The organism is Halobacteriovorax sp. BALOs_7 (assembly GCF_003612895.1).
Classification (GTDB): domain Bacteria; phylum Bdellovibrionota; class Bacteriovoracia; order Bacteriovoracales; family Bacteriovoracaceae; genus Halobacteriovorax_A; species Halobacteriovorax_A vibrionivorans.
This window is the reverse complement of record NZ_CP027772.1, coordinates 2,679,544-2,693,710: the sequence shown is the minus strand read 5'-3', so window position 1 is coordinate 2,693,710 and position 14,167 is coordinate 2,679,544. Positions and strand designations below refer to the sequence as shown.

General features: G+C 36.8%; 12 protein-coding genes. 5 read left to right on the top strand and 7 right to left on the bottom strand.

Going from position 1 to position 14,167, the window contains the following annotated elements; all coding sequences use genetic code 11:
• Positions 1-53 precede the first annotated feature (53 nt).
• Together BALOs_RS12835 and BALOs_RS12830 are read left to right on the top strand one after the other, a co-directional pair.
• The gene (locus BALOs_RS12835; RefSeq protein WP_162929688.1) at positions 54-1,013 is read left to right on the top strand and encodes a DEAD/DEAH box helicase; all 960 of its coding nucleotides are present in this window, start codon (positions 54-56) and stop codon (positions 1,011-1,013) included.
• The gene (locus BALOs_RS12830) at positions 1,001-1,798 is read left to right on the top strand and encodes a DNA repair protein RecO (protein ID WP_120405384.1); all 798 of its coding nucleotides are present in this window, start codon (positions 1,001-1,003) and stop codon (positions 1,796-1,798) included. The genes BALOs_RS12835 and BALOs_RS12830 overlap by 13 nt, the downstream gene beginning before the upstream one ends.
• Here BALOs_RS12830 and BALOs_RS12825 read toward each other — a convergent pair.
• The 6 genes from BALOs_RS12825 to BALOs_RS12800 are packed head-to-tail and all read right to left on the bottom strand — an operon-like array spanning position 1,793 to position 6,765.
• Positions 1,793-2,677, bottom strand: a complete 885-nt coding sequence (locus BALOs_RS12825) for a hypothetical protein (protein ID WP_120405383.1) — start codon at positions 2,675-2,677, stop codon at positions 1,793-1,795. The two genes, BALOs_RS12830 and BALOs_RS12825, sit on opposite strands and share 6 nt — an antisense overlap.
• The gene (locus BALOs_RS12820; protein WP_120405382.1) at positions 2,659-3,090 is read right to left on the bottom strand and encodes a hypothetical protein; all 432 of its coding nucleotides are present in this window, start codon (positions 3,088-3,090) and stop codon (positions 2,659-2,661) included. The genes BALOs_RS12825 and BALOs_RS12820 overlap by 19 nt, the downstream gene beginning before the upstream one ends.
• Entirely contained in the window at positions 3,090-3,467 is a 378-nt protein-coding gene (locus BALOs_RS12815; protein WP_120405381.1) for a hypothetical protein, read from the bottom strand. The genes BALOs_RS12820 and BALOs_RS12815 overlap by 1 nt, the downstream gene beginning before the upstream one ends.
• A gap of 2 nt (positions 3,468-3,469) precedes the next feature.
• Positions 3,470-3,994: a redoxin family protein gene (locus BALOs_RS12810; RefSeq protein WP_120405380.1), complete on the bottom strand. Its 525-nt coding sequence runs from the start codon at positions 3,992-3,994 to the stop codon at positions 3,470-3,472.
• A gap of 57 nt (positions 3,995-4,051) precedes the next feature.
• Positions 4,052-4,312 (bottom strand): GIY-YIG nuclease family protein, encoded by a 261-nt coding sequence (locus BALOs_RS12805; protein WP_120405379.1) that lies wholly within the window; start codon positions 4,310-4,312, stop codon positions 4,052-4,054.
• Entirely contained in the window at positions 4,312-6,765 is a 2,454-nt protein-coding gene (locus BALOs_RS12800; RefSeq protein ID WP_114705593.1) for a U32 family peptidase, read from the bottom strand. Before BALOs_RS12800 ends, BALOs_RS12805 begins: the two co-directional genes overlap by 1 nt.
• 136 nt (positions 6,766-6,901) lie before the next feature.
• Between BALOs_RS12800 and BALOs_RS12795 the strand changes: the two genes are divergently transcribed.
• The 3 genes from BALOs_RS12795 (at position 6,902) to BALOs_RS12785 (ending at position 11,806) form a co-directional block, all read left to right on the top strand.
• Complete coding sequence (locus BALOs_RS12795) at positions 6,902-8,221, top strand: glycine--tRNA ligase (protein ID WP_162929687.1); 1,320 nt, start codon at positions 6,902-6,904, stop codon at positions 8,219-8,221.
• A 61-nt stretch (positions 8,222-8,282) separates the two neighbouring features.
• Positions 8,283-10,934, top strand: coding sequence for a pyruvate, phosphate dikinase (gene ppdK, locus BALOs_RS12790; protein WP_114705592.1), 2,652 nt, complete (start codon positions 8,283-8,285; stop codon positions 10,932-10,934).
• Positions 10,934-11,806, top strand: a complete 873-nt coding sequence (locus tag BALOs_RS12785) for a serine hydrolase (protein WP_120405378.1) — start codon at positions 10,934-10,936, stop codon at positions 11,804-11,806. Before ppdK ends, BALOs_RS12785 begins: the two co-directional genes overlap by 1 nt.
• Here the strand turns inward: BALOs_RS12785 and BALOs_RS12780 are convergent.
• A complete protein-coding gene (locus tag BALOs_RS12780; RefSeq protein WP_205570959.1) occupies positions 11,783-14,086 on the bottom strand; it encodes a Fic family protein in 2,304 nt (767 codons plus the stop codon). The two genes, BALOs_RS12785 and BALOs_RS12780, sit on opposite strands and share 24 nt — an antisense overlap.
• Positions 14,087-14,167: the final 81 nt, after the last annotated feature.

Here is a 14,167-nt window from a genome sequence, read left to right as displayed (position 1 = left end):
ATTTTAGTTAGTTATAGCTATCAATCTTTTACCACTACTTGCACCTAATGGGTATGAGTTTTAAAGCAACTTTGTCACAGATCGTCAATAGAGAGCACTCATTCACGCTACTTATGGCACCAATGGGGTGGGGGAAAACAAGGCTTATTTGGGAGTTTGTTGAGGACTTTGATCGAATTATTATTGTCTCTCCCTTACGTTCAATCCTGGAAGATTTAAAAGATAGAGACTGTGTTGTGAATAATATTTCTGATAAAGGGGTCTTTCTTACAACTGTGGAGTCCTTTTCTAAGAATGATCTAGACTTTGCTTTGAGGTCAAACTCGCTCTTTGTCTTGGATGAATTTCATCTCTTCTATGAATGGGGGGAGACATTTCGTCCAAGGCTTCTTGAGTTCTTATATAAAATATCTTCATCAAATACCAAGGTGATCGGCTTAAGTGCGACAATAACAGATGAGCTTTATCGTATCATTGAAAGGGATGTTGAAAATAATTTTAAGCACTTTTGTCTTTTAAATATTGGTAACTTTCAAAAGAAGAATATGTATAAGAAGAAGGATGTCGTAATAAGGCCCCTGCTCTTGTTAAAGCTTCTCTGGCGACAACTTTTCTTCTCTCAGGGAAGAACGATATTATTTTGCTCAACAAGAAAAGAGGTTTTTATGTGGGATCGTTTCTTTTCTCGTTTAGGTCTATCTTGTGATTATTGTGTCGGTGGTGAAGTCAAAGACTTTATAGCCAGAGAGTGTGAGGCCCCCGCTCAAATCGTTATAGCAACAAGTGCCTTAAGTCATGGAGTAAACCTTAGAGGAATTGAAAATATTTATATAAGCTATTGTCCAAATGAGTCGACAAATTTCCAAATGATAGGAAGAGGCGGACGTTTTGGTGAAGAATTCCAATACGTTGGAACAAAAGAAGTCGGAAACTCTTGGTTTGCAAGAATTCACTACAAGATATGTGATTATCTCTTTATAATGACCAAGGACGTATTACTATGGTTGAATTAGAAGGTATTCTTGTAAATAAAATTCCATATCAAGACAAACACTTGATAGGGAATCTCTTACTTCGAAATGGAAATAAAATTTCTGTGATGTTCTATGGCGGACAAGGTGGAGGAAAGAGGAAGGTATCTTCTGTTTTACAGGTGGGTTACCTATTCAAGGTGAGCTTTGGACGTATCAAAGATAGTTTTGAAATCATGACTTCTAAAGAGCATGTGGAGAAGTGGTATCATAAGAATATTTCTCATAATCCAATGGCCTTTTATCTTCTGTGTTTCTATTGTGAATTGACACAATCATTTGCTCCTCAAATCACGCAAAAAGATGACTTAGACTTACAAGAGCGCACACATGAAGGAACCTTTAGACTTCTTTCAAATGCGATCTTTCGTCTTGATGCTGAAGTTATAAAGCCAACATATGAGCCTAATTTCGAGTTATTTATATTCTTAGTTAAAGCAATGGTTGAACTTGGGATTTTTCCTCGTACTGAGACTTGTGCTATTTCAGGAGTCGAGATTAGTGATGACGATTATGTCTCTTTATCTATTGAACAAGGTGGCTTTGTTCACTATGACCACTTAAGTCCAGAAGAGCAAAGACTTATCAGTACAGATGAAGGTCGAGAGTTAAGATCTGAGATGCTTAGAGTCGCTTCAAGTAAGTATCTTGATTGTCCAAAGAAGCTCAATATTTCTAAGAGTACTTTAAATAAATTAGTGAATTATATTTGCTATCACCAGCACACAACAAGAGAACATTATAAGTCTCTTTCTCTTCTTTTATAAATCCTCGAATATTTTATAAGTAAATGAGAATGACTTCGCTAGATTTGTATTCTTTGCTACATCAAAAAGAGTTTCATCTGAATAATTTAGGACAAAAGAGCTTCTCGTGAGCATATAGGATAGGTTGAAGCTTGTTGAGAGATAGTACTTATTTTCGCCTTCGATACCATCAATAGAAACAGCACTATCTTGCCAATAGGTAAGTGAAGTTCCTAAGCGAAGCTTTGAGTTTGGAGAGTGGCCAAGACCAAAAGAGGTTGAATAACCAAAGCCAGGGGCCACTTCTTTATCATCAATTTCTCTTTCAAATCCGTAATGTCCTTCAAGAGTTAGCGAGTAATCAAAATCATAAATTAATTTGTAGAAGGCAAAACCAATTGTTGATTCAAAGACTCCACGGCTGAGTGAGTCTGATAGAAGAGGATCTTCATAATTATAAATTGAATTTCCATTTGGAAATAATTGCTTAAAGAAAATAAAACCACGGGGTTTTAGTGGGTTGTAGGTAAACTCTGGTAAGAATTCCCAAGTGAACTGAATACTGGGATCAACCACTTCAGTAGTACTCGATTCTGTTGAAGTTGATTCAACTGTTCTCTTCTTTATAGGTAAATCAAACGCAATCTGATAGTAGCTATCAAATAAGTAACTTCCTTTAAAAGAAATAGTTTCTGTAATTTCATTCTTAGAATTAACAGATTCAATTTTACCACTTGCTAGTGCTTCATTTGTAATTGTTGAATTTGTATAAGCAAGCTTTGCTTCCCACTGGTGATCCCCAAGAATAATATTTGGAATATTTGCTCCTCCACCACAGCAAGAAGATGCATATGTTTGGAATGAGAAAAGTGAGAGTAGGATTAAAGTGTAAGTGGCCATGATACTGAGTCGTAAATATTTCCGTTTTCTTCTAATTGTAAATGGAAGTCCCAAAGACCGCCCATTGTGAAGTAGACGTCTGTTAGTTCATAGATTCCTGTTGCCAATTTATTTATTGAAATTGGATAAGATCCATGTCCCATATTTGGCATCCATAGATACGCCTTAAAATTACCAATTGGGTCTGTGAAATTTCCAGCACTGTCAGTTAAAGATATTGTAATCTTTGAGCTATCATACAGGAGTGGCCCCTTTTTCCACTCCCGTGAAATCGTTAGGGATTCTGTTTCAAAGCGAAGGGCCGTTGTAATACTATCATCACCTCTAAATGGATCTGATAGCTTTCCAGTGAATGGTGAATCACCACAACTTATGACAAAAAGTGAAAATAGGATTAATGAGAAAAACCTCATTACTTCTTAAGCTCCACATCAACAGCAACGATTTCTTCATTAAGCTCAAAACGTACTTGCCAGTACCCTTTCATACGACCCATAAAGAATTTTGCTGTTCCATCAATTACTTGATCTTCATCAAAGGCCCAGTTAATTGCTGGTCCACCATGTTGATGACCGTTAGCCATCATCATCCATACATAGACTTCTAAGTTTTCAGGAGCTATTTTCTCTCCTGAATCTTTATCGTAAACTACGGCTTCAAAACTTGAAGGAGCTCCATCAAATGGCCCGTTTGTCCACTCAATATCAACACAAAGATTTTGTGATTTAAATTGATATGGGCAGGCAATGATTGAAGTTGTCAGCAGTAGTGCAATAATTGTTTTAAACATTTTTACCTCGCGATATAGCAGCCAAGTGTTTTTGAAAGTGTATATGGTAATTTTTTATTTTCTTTTAATGCAGTTAGAACATCATTCAAATAGAACTTTGTTGAAAGCTCTGGGCTTCTCTTATTTGTCACAGCACCTTGGTACATCACTTCTTCATTCTCATCGATTAGAAAAACATGTGGTGTCTTAAATGCTGAAAACTTATTAGCATATTTTAAGTCTTTATCAATAAAGATAGGGAAGTTGATTTTAAATTGATCAAAATATTTTAAAGCGGAGTCTTTACTTATGTGCTTATTAGAACTGAAACCGATAAACTCGACATTATCAAATTTCTTAGCGAGTGAGTTAATATAATCAAATTGTTTTTGTGAGCATGGGCAACTTGGAGAAAGAAAAATAAGAACTTTCTTCTTATCTTTAGATGTGGAAATAGCTCTTTCTTTATGTGATGAAAAATCATAGCGTGTTTCACTGAGTGCACCAAAGGCCATGCTTGAGATCAGTAGAAGAATTAGTGTTTTCATGAAGTTCTTATATAAAATTTAAGCCGATTTCACAACAGAACAAGGAGCTTTTGTGTACTATTTATTATTGATTAAAATCAGCTTTTGAGGACGTGAGAGCTTTTTTATCTGTGCTTCTCGTTTACTAGCACTTGAGCGATCTGGATGTTCTTCTGTAAAACGAATTTTTTTAGGAGGGTTGGCCTTAGTGAACTTGGCACCTTTAGGGTCATTTTTGTGTTCTTCAAATCGTCGCTCTACATCAGTTGTAATTCCCGTGTAGAGCTTTCCATTTTCAGTTTCAATAATATAAACAAACCATTTGTCGGCTTTTGCCATTAATTCTTTCTCGCTTGGTATGTATCGTCTTTCATAAGCATCCCAGTACCGATACCGTACTTTTCTTGAGTGCCTAGAAGTGATTTTAACTCACCAGTTGAGATTTTACCATTGAAGTAATTAAGGTAGCTTTCAAGTTTTGTCTTTAGAGTTTCACCGTGCTCATTTAATAGTTCAATTCTAAAGTTTGAGACACCCTTTGCCATTAACTCATCCACAAGGTCTGTTGAACTTTGGGCAACGGCATTGAACATCGTGTTTCGACATTCTTGATCGGCCTTAATAAAGTGCATATTTCCAAATTGATCTTTTAATTCCACATGGTGTTCTTCACATGGTTTTCCACAATCTTTAAATGAAGAACCTTCAGATAAGAATGCAGCAAATACACAGTGTTCCATATGAAAGCTTGGCATATATTGGTGAATATTGACTTCTATTTTCCCAGCGTCAGTGTTGACCAGAAGGTTCTCAAGTTGTTTTGCATTGAGATCATAAGATGAAGTCAGTGTCTCAAAACCTTTATCAAGCAGATAATTGGCGGTTTGAGAGTTTGAAATATTTAATGAGAAATCTCCTTTTAAAGGGATGTCACATTTAGAGCGTAGATATTGATATGAACCTAGGTTACGACAAAGAATAAAGTCTGGTGCAAGTCGAGTTAGGACATTTAGATGATGGTATTCTTTTGGTTTAAGAATTCGATTAGTTGCAACTCCTACACGACAATTCTTAAGTCCTCTTAAAAGCTCAAGAGATGGTTTGTAGTCTTTACCAAATTCAAAATCTAATGTGATATTAAGCGCATCATATTCACATTCTTTTAAAATATCGAAGGCTTCTTTTACTTGGTCAATATCTCGAAGTAGGAAATTAAGAGTGATATCTATTTCACTAACTTCTTTTTTTGTCAGCTGATATTCAAATGCTTTTGGTATTTTTACTTCAAGACGTTTTTCATTAAGTCTAGCTACGGCATCTTGTCTTAGCTTCTTTAATGTCTTTGAGTGAATGAATGGAGACTTCTCTCCTAGAGTAAGTTTGAAATCATCTACTGAATAAATTGTTCGAGAAAGAGCGGATGCATCTTTTTTAACTTTTTCAATATCTGCTTCTCGTCTAGCTTCTTCAACGATATCTTCACTTTCAACGATAATAGTATTCTTTCCATCATCAATTTTATAAGAAAGCTTTTCACTAACAATTGCTTTTAGCTCGATTTTGACAGGGATTCGTTTTTGCTTGTTAATATCTGTCACAAGAGATTCACTTTCTTTGATGACGTTTGGATCAGAATTTAGATAAAGCATCATTCCAGGGCGAAGCTGTTGCCACTTAATATCGTGTGCAAGTGATAGAGTAACTCTTTTTCCTTTTCTTTTTACATCAAAGATAGATGAGCCTACTTCTATTTCTTTATTGTCATCACAAACAACAATACCCATTCCATTTTCAAAGCTACGGTCTGTATCAATTTCAATTGTTGGCCTGGATACTTTTTTTACCTTACCAATTTCAATCCCTCTGTGATTTCCGTAATTTCCTTTCACTAATCTTTGGTGATCAACTCCGTGGAGCCAGCCAGAAAAGAAGCCGCGAGAGTATGTTAGAGACATTTTATCAAGGTCTGCCTGAGAAAGAGGCTTTCCTTCTAGCTTCGCTTTAAAAGCACTTGCAGCAGTTGAAACATATGATGGTGCTTTAAGACGGCCTTCAATTTTAAGTGAATCGACACCAATATCTTGAAGTTCATTTGCTTCCTCTATTCCACAAAGGTCTTGAGGAGAAACAAGATAGCTCATTTTATTTCCGTCTTTTGTCAGATCTCTCTTTTCACCGTCCACAAACATTTCATAAGAAAACCTGCAACTTTGGGCGCATTGTCCGCGATTGGCAGAACGTCCTCCAATACTTTCAGAAGTAAAGCATTGACCTGAATAGGCGACACATAGAGCACCGTGTGTGAAGACTTCTAATTCTTTATCTGTATTTTTTCTTATTTCTTTAATTTCAGGAATTGAGTTTTCACGGCCTAGTACAAATCTTTCAATATTGAGGTCATCAAGAAATGTTATGTGGTCGTGATTTGTTACTGTCATTTGAGTTGAGCCGTGAATGACTTGATCAGGATATGTCTCACGAATAATCTTTGCTAGGCCGATATCTTGAACGATAAGAGCGTCAGGTCCTAATGCAACAACTTCTGAGAGTTTAGCAATTGCCGCCGGCAACTCTTCTTCGAAAATGAGTATGTTAAAGGCCACATGAACCTTAACACCATAGAGGTGGCACATATCGATGATCTCTTTTAACTCATTTACAGAATGATCATGTGTTCTACCGCGGGCATTAAATCCGGGCATTCCCACATAAATTGCGTCAGCGCCACCATGGATGGCAGCAAGGCACATTTGCATATTCCCCACAGGGGCCAAAATCTCAGTTTTCTTCATTTGTGGGTTGTAGCACGAAGTGTCGAAAATACAAGGAAAATCAGGCAATTAGGAAAAAATTATGGTCAAAATAATTAGCCGATTAGAGTACAAAAAGGTATACTTTCACCAATTATATTTAAGAGTAGGGGGCAATGTGTCAGAAAGCAATATTAAGGACATGCAGCAGATTGTTAGTTTAGCTAAACGTCGTGGGTTTATTTTTCAAAGTTCTGAGATCTACGGTGGTCTTTCATCTTGTTGGGATTATGGCCCATATGGAATTGAATTAAAGAGAAATTTAAAGAATAAGTGGTGGCAGGCAATGACTTTCCGCTCAGATATCGTTGGTGTTGATGCTTCGATCTTCATGCACCCTCAGGTATGGAAAGCTTCTGGTCACGTTGATGGCTTCAATGATCCAATGGTTGATTGTAAGGCATGTAAGTCTCGCTTCCGCGAAGATAAAATCGATACATCAGCTCCATGTCAAAATTGTGGTGCTGAGGGTGAATTCACAGAACCACGTGATTTTAACCTAATGTTTAAAACTAAAATGGGTCCTGTTGAAGATTCATCAGCAGATGTTTACTTAAGACCTGAAACAGCTCAAGGAATTTTTGTAAACTTTCTAAATGTTCAATCGACAATGAGAAAGAAGCTTCCATTTGGTATTGCTCAAATTGGTAAAGCGTTTAGAAATGAAATTACTCCTGGAAATTTCATTTTTAGAACTCGTGAATTTGAACAAATGGAAATGCAATACTTTGTAAAACCAGGTGAGCAAATGAAGGCGATGGAGGACTGGAAAGAACTTCGTTGGAATTGGCATATTTCAAATGGTATCCGTCCTGAAAACTTAAGATGGCATCCACACGTTGGTGATGAGCTTGCCCACTACGCAGATGCAGCTGAGGATATTGAATATAAATTCCCTCATGGTTGGGATGAGATGGAAGGTATCCACTCAAGAACTGACTTTGACCTAAGAAAGCACGAAGAGTTTTCTGGGAAGAATTTAAAATATACTGATGTTCAAGATGGAAATAAAAAATATCTTCCATATGTACTTGAAACTTCTGTTGGTTGTGATCGTGCACTACTAGCAATTCTTTGTGATGCATTCAGAATTGAAAATGAAGGTGATAAAGAGAATGAAAGAACGGTAATGAAGTTCCATCCATCTCTAGCACCGATAAAAGTAGCAATTCTTCCACTGACAAAGAAATTAAACGAGCAAGCAACTGCATTATTTCATGACCTGCAAAAAGAATTTAAAGCAGAGTATGATGTCGCAGGTTCAATCGGTAAGCGTTATCGTCGCCAAGATGAAATTGGAACACCAATGTGTGTAACTTTTGATTTTGATTCTCTCGAAGATAATGCGGTTACAGTTCGAGACCGCGATACAATGAATCAAGAGCGCGTAGCGATTGATCAACTTAAAAACTACTTAAGAGATCGTATCTATATTTAATTTTTTGTAAAAGGCCACATTGATCGTGGCCTTTTTTCTATACTAAGCAAGGAGCGCAGTTATGAGTAAATGGGTTTACTCGTTTTCAAAAGAAAAAACTGAAGGTAACAAAGACATGAAAAACCTTCTAGGTGGTAAAGGTGCCAACCTAGCTGAGATGTCTTCTCTTGGATTACCGGTCCCTCCAGGTTTTACTGTTACAACAGAAGCCTGTATCGATTATCAAAAAACTAAGTCGTTTAATGACGATATTAAAAAGCAAGTAGAAGAAGCATTAAAGCTTGTTGAGTCTTCAACAGGTAAGACTTTTGGAGGTGGAGATAATCCTCTGCTTTTCTCTGTACGTTCAGGGGCAAGAGTATCAATGCCTGGAATGATGGATACTGTTTTAAATCTAGGATTAAATGATGAAACAGTCGAGGCCCTAAGTAAGAAGTCTGATAACGAAAGATTTGCTTGGGACTCTTACCGTCGTTTTATACAGATGTATGCAAACGTTGTTATGGGAATGAGTCATTCTCTTTTGGAATCAACTCTAGAAGATTTGAAAGAAGCAAAAGGTGTAGACTCTGATACAAAACTTGATGCAAAAGATTTTAAAAACCTTGTTAAAGTTTATAAACAAATTATTGCTCAAGAAACAGGTAAGAAATTTCCAACCGATCCAATGGAACAACTTTGGCTTGCTATTGAAGCAGTCTTTGGATCTTGGGATAACCCTCGCGCAATTAAGTATCGTCAGTTAAATGGAATTCCAGGAGACTGGGGAACAGCTGTTAATGTTCAGGCCATGGTCTTTGGAAACATGGGAGACGATTGTGCAACAGGTGTTTGTTTCACACGTGACCCATCTAATGGTGAAAAGAAGTTCTTTGGTGAATATCTTGTTAATGCACAAGGGGAAGATGTTGTTGCAGGAATTAGAACGCCGGCTCCAATTAATGAATGTTCAAAGAATGATTCTAATCGAAGTGAAAAAACACTTGAAGAATATATGCCAAAGGCATTTGCCGAGTTAACAGATCTTTATCAGCAACTTGAAAAGCATTATAAAGATATGCAGGATATCGAGTTTACGATTGAAGCTAATAAACTTTATCTTCTACAAACTCGTAATGGTAAGAGAACTGCAGCAGCAGCTCTTAAAATAGCTGTAAATCTTGAGGAAGAAGGGATTGTGACGAAGGAAGAAGCACTTATGCAAATCGATCCAGAAGCGCTTAATCAACTTCTACACCCAAGACTTGATCCAGATGCAACGAAGAATATCATTGCTAAAGGTCTTCCAGCATCTCCTGGTGCTGGTGCCGGAAAGATTGTTTTCCATTCTGATGATGCAACTAGTATGCATGAAAATGGTGTAAAAGTTATTCTTGTTCGCCAAGAGACTTCACCAGAAGATATTGCGGGAATGGCCGCAGCTCAAGCAATTCTAACTGCTCGTGGAGGGATGACTTCTCACGCGGCCGTTGTCGCTCGTGGGATGGGAAAACCTTGTGTTGCTGGTTGTTCAGAAATTCTAGTGGATAGTAAGAATCGCACCATGATTGTTGGTGATAAGAAATATGTAGAAGGTGACTTCATAACACTTGATGGTGGAACTGGTGAAGTTATTGAAGGTGAAGTTCCAACACTTGACGCTGAAATAAATGCAGACTTTGCAAAGTTTATGGCGTGGGCCGATGAAATTAGAACCTTAAGAGTTCGAACTAATGCTGATAATCCAGAAGACAGTGAGACTGCTGTTAAGTTTGGTGCTGAAGGAATTGGCCTTTGTCGAACTGAGCATATGTTCTTTGAACCAGAAAGAATTCTTGCCGTTCGTGAGATGATTTTTGCAGATTCAACTTCTCATAGAGAAAAAGCACTTAAGAAATTACTTCCATATCAAAAAGAGGACTTTAAAGGAATATTTAAGGCCCTTGATGGAAAACCTGTAAATATTCGACTTCTAGATCCTCCTCTTCACGAATTTCTTCCACATGAGTTAGAAGATAAAAAAGAATTGGCAGAGTATATTGATGTTGAATTAAAGACGATTGAAGAGGGTTGTGAAAGACTACACGAATTTAATCCAATGCTAGGGCATAGAGGGTGTCGTTTAGGAATTACTTATCCTGAGATCTATACAATGCAGGTAACGGCCATTACACAAGCAGCACTTGAATCAATTGATGAAGGTGTCGATGTAAGACCTGAAATAATGATTCCTCTTGTCGCAACAGCAAAAGAATTATCAATTCTTAGAGAGATCTTAGTTGCAACGATTGAACAAGTTAGAGGTGATAAAGAGTTTAATTATAAGCTTGGTACGATGATTGAACTTCCTCGTGCGGCCATTACTGCGGCCGATATTGCAACTCATGCTGACTTCTTCTCTTTTGGAACAAATGATTTAACTCAAACTACTTTTGGATTATCTCGTGACGATGCTGGACGTTTCTTAACTGAGTATATTTCAAAATCAGTTCTTCCAAGTGATCCATTTGTTTCACTTGATCAAGAAGGTGTTGGTTATCTTGTTAAATTTGCAACTGAACAAGGACGAAATGCCAATAAAGAAATTCACGTTGGTATTTGCGGAGAACATGGTGGAGAGCCTAAATCAATCGATTTCTGTCATAGAATTGGTCTTGATTATGTTTCTTGTTCGCCATACCGAGTTCCTATTGCACGTTTAGCTGCAGCTCAAGCAGTAATACGCAACAAATAATGAATTTAGAAGAGATCATAAATAATGTAGCAAATGAGTTTGGCAGTTATAATTTTAACTGCCTTGCTCTTGCTCATATAGACTTTAAAAAGAAATCATATGAGAGTTATTCTTTATACGATAACCCTTTTTTGAAAGGCCAAAAAGTTTATTTTGATCTCGCTTCTCTTACAAAGCCGTTAACTTTAGGCTTCTCTTATTTAAGAAGCCCAGAACTCTTTAATGATGACATGAAACTCCTACTCAATCATCGTGGTGGACTAAAGGCATGGGGAAGGCTTTCACGTGATTCTTGGCGCAAGCAAGTATCATCTTACACAATTAAAGAAAGTGATACCGTCTATTCTGACTTTGGTGCTCTAAGGCTTCAGTTAGAAATTGAAAAAAAAGAAAATCTCTACGACTTAGTTTCACCGATGTGGGATGAGGAGATTGTCCACTGGCTTGATATCGAAGATGAAATTTGTGCTCCCACAGGTCGAAGACAAAGGCAGCTAATCGATGGTGAAGTACACGATGACAATGCATATGTTATTGGGGAGAAGGTTTCTCACGCAGGACTCTTTGGTACAATCGATGGAGTATGTCGAACATTACTAAAGGCACAAGAGAGTTATTCATTAATTCAAAATACGAAAAGACAAAGTGATCATCGCTTTATTAATGGTTGGGACAGTGTTTCAAATCCTTCAAACACGCTCGCTGGAAGTGGTGCAACAACTAATACATTTGGGCATCTCGGATTTACTGGAACATCAATGTGGATTACTCCCGAAACAAACACAGGAGTTGTTCTCCTGTGCAATGAGGTTCTCGGTTATTGGAATGATCGTGCGAAATTAAATGCATTACGCCGTAGCATGGAATTCTAGGTCTATAAACATTGAAATTAACTGTATGTTTGGATCATCACTCGTTAATTCAATAACCTTTTCAATCTTAGATTCATCTATATTATAGAAGTCTTCAACATCTCCATCTAGTAAGAGTATTCGTTTTGGATCATTAACATCACGTACGTATGTCTTGATTGTTTTTCCTTCTTCATCAATTAATTGAACTGTCATTACTGAATCAGGATCGGCTCCACCGATTCCCATAACTTCTTGTTGACGTCCATACATATAAGAAAAGTCATTTCGTACTTGTTTAAGTCTACCTAAATCGACATCTTTCTTTGCTCTTCGCATTCCGATAAGGACTCTAGATTTCAATAGGTGCTGAAGTTCGTGGTGTTGTCCATATTCTGCAATTACCATTGCACCCATCGCAAAAGCTTTTCCGACTGTTCGGTTCTTTGATGTTGAGTATCCATAGCTTTGCCCATACAGAGGACCAGTTTCAGAATGATCCTTTGCCATTTGAACTAACTTTCCATTTTGCGAATATAAATCATCATTGTATTGTTTAAAATCAGTAAAAATAGCATCACGGATTTGTTGTTGACTTGAATTTCCATTAACTTTTCTTACAACGTTATTTGAAAGAATTTGTGTATGGAATGATTCAAACATTCCGATTATCTCTTCCTCTTGAATCTCTTGGTTTTTTCTTGAGAGTCCACGCCAAACAATATCTTCAGAGTACCATCGGTCCATTTTATAATCATATGTTTCTTTTGAACGATATGAGCGACTACCAAAAGATGTTCTAAAGTCTGTGTCTGCAAAATTTAGACTTACAAGTTGATCACCTTCTTTCTTATGGCGATAAAAGATATTATTCTTTTTAAAGAACTCTTCAAAGTCTTTATTGATCTTTGCAAGTTGCTCTTTCGTAATTCGTGTATTTCCATTTAAGGCTTTTGCTTGTTCTAGGTATTGTGCATATTGACCGATATCGACAGCAGCATTTGTATAGTCTTCAATTTTATCTGGTGAAGAATATTTCTTATAATCAATATCTGTAAACTTCGGTGCACTTGGGAAAGCGAGTTGAGGAGATCCCTCTAATGGAATACCTGAACTCACTCTATAATTTAAATCTTTATAAAGTCTAATTGTGTTTAGAATTCCTTCTTTTACTTGTTGTGCCCATTCTTCGTCTGACATGTATAAGTCATTACTTGGGAAAGCTAATCTTGCTGGAGGTAGACCTTCTTTCATTAGAGCATAATTAAGAGCAAAGACTCTTGAGGTTCTTCCATTTCCATTTGGAGTTGGATGGATTGAGACAATATCTCTTTGTAATTGTGCAACCAATTCAATATATTCTTCAGCTTTTTCAATTGTATCGATTGCTCCAATCTTTTCTCTTTCTTTTGCAAAAAAATCAAATCTTTCTTCTGAAAGCTTTCTAACAACTTCTTCAATTAGTTCAGGAGTGGCCTTAACATTTCTTTCCTGTATTTTCTTTACTTTAGCTGCCGTTTCAGGTGCAAAGTCTTCAAGCCTTTCTTTCGCTGTATCACTTAGCTTTTCGACCTGAGGGTAATGGATCTTTCCTCTAACTTTCCCTTCTTCGGCCATATAGCCCATGCCCTCTGCTGGAGCCTTTTCAAAAGTTAGATAAGGATTATATTCAATATTCTTAAGGGCCTTTTCTGATATTCCTGAACCCATTTCATTCCCATACCAATACTCTTTACGAACACTACCTAATTGATCCTCTCTAACACTTTCTATTCCATCCTTCATCATGCTGGCATGTGCTCTTAGGTATTCATCGAAGTTAAAGTCTGGCTTTTCTTCCATGAGATAACTTCTTGTTTCCATGTAGTTATGGATAGCAGGCTCACTCCAGCTCTTTCGATTTTGTTTTCCACCAATAGCAGCACGTAGTAATTTCTTTTCACCATTATACTGATAAGGATGATCACTATTTCTTAAGGTAGTATCACCATTGTATATTTTATTTAAATGTAGAGCTGTATGTTCATAATCAACAAAGTATGTGGACTCTATCCCTAGTTTCATGGCAGAAAGGTCTTTGCCAGTGTATTTATAATTTAACGCATTTTCTAAGGTTTCAACTTCGACACTATTTGAATTCACATCAAGGAAGCTTGAAAGTGCACGTAGACAAGACTCTTTTTCAATTCCTGTGATTGAAGATGGGTTTCTCTTAAGTGTTGTCTGAGTAAAATTAATACTTGTACAACCAAATAATAGTATTAGGTAAAGTAAGTTCATTTTATAAAAATTCATCTTCATCAATTCCCTCAATGTAATACTTATCTCTTTTCGTCAGGAATATTATTTGCCTTAATTTTTTTTCTATAAAGAGATACAATA

Bases quoted from the DNA above. Each gene is read 5' to 3' on its own strand.
- BALOs_RS12835 (WP_162929688.1), top strand. From the start codon at position 54: ATGAGTTTTAAAGCAACTTTGTCACAGATCGTCAATAGAGAGCACTCA.
- BALOs_RS12810 (WP_120405380.1), bottom strand. From the start codon at position 3,994: ATGAAAACACTAATTCTTCTACTGATCTCAAGCATGGCCTTTGGTGCA.
- BALOs_RS12800 (WP_114705593.1), bottom strand. From the start codon at position 6,765: ATGAAGAAAACTGAGATTTTGGCCCCTGTGGGGAATATGCAAATGTGC.
- BALOs_RS12825 (WP_120405383.1), bottom strand. From the start codon at position 2,677: ATGGCCACTTACACTTTAATCCTACTCTCACTTTTCTCATTCCAAACA.
- BALOs_RS12785 (WP_120405378.1), top strand. From the start codon at position 10,934: ATGAATTTAGAAGAGATCATAAATAATGTAGCAAATGAGTTTGGCAGT.
- BALOs_RS12780 (WP_205570959.1), bottom strand. From the start codon at position 14,086: ATGAAGATGAATTTTTATAAAATGAACTTACTTTACCTAATACTATTA.
- BALOs_RS12805 (WP_120405379.1), bottom strand. From the start codon at position 4,312: ATGGCAAAAGCCGACAAATGGTTTGTTTATATTATTGAAACTGAAAAT.
- BALOs_RS12815 (WP_120405381.1), bottom strand. From the start codon at position 3,467: ATGTTTAAAACAATTATTGCACTACTGCTGACAACTTCAATCATTGCC.
- BALOs_RS12820 (WP_120405382.1), bottom strand. From the start codon at position 3,090: ATGAGGTTTTTCTCATTAATCCTATTTTCACTTTTTGTCATAAGTTGT.
- ppdK (WP_114705592.1), top strand. From the start codon at position 8,283: ATGAGTAAATGGGTTTACTCGTTTTCAAAAGAAAAAACTGAAGGTAAC.
- BALOs_RS12830 (WP_120405384.1), top strand. From the start codon at position 1,001: ATGGTTGAATTAGAAGGTATTCTTGTAAATAAAATTCCATATCAAGAC.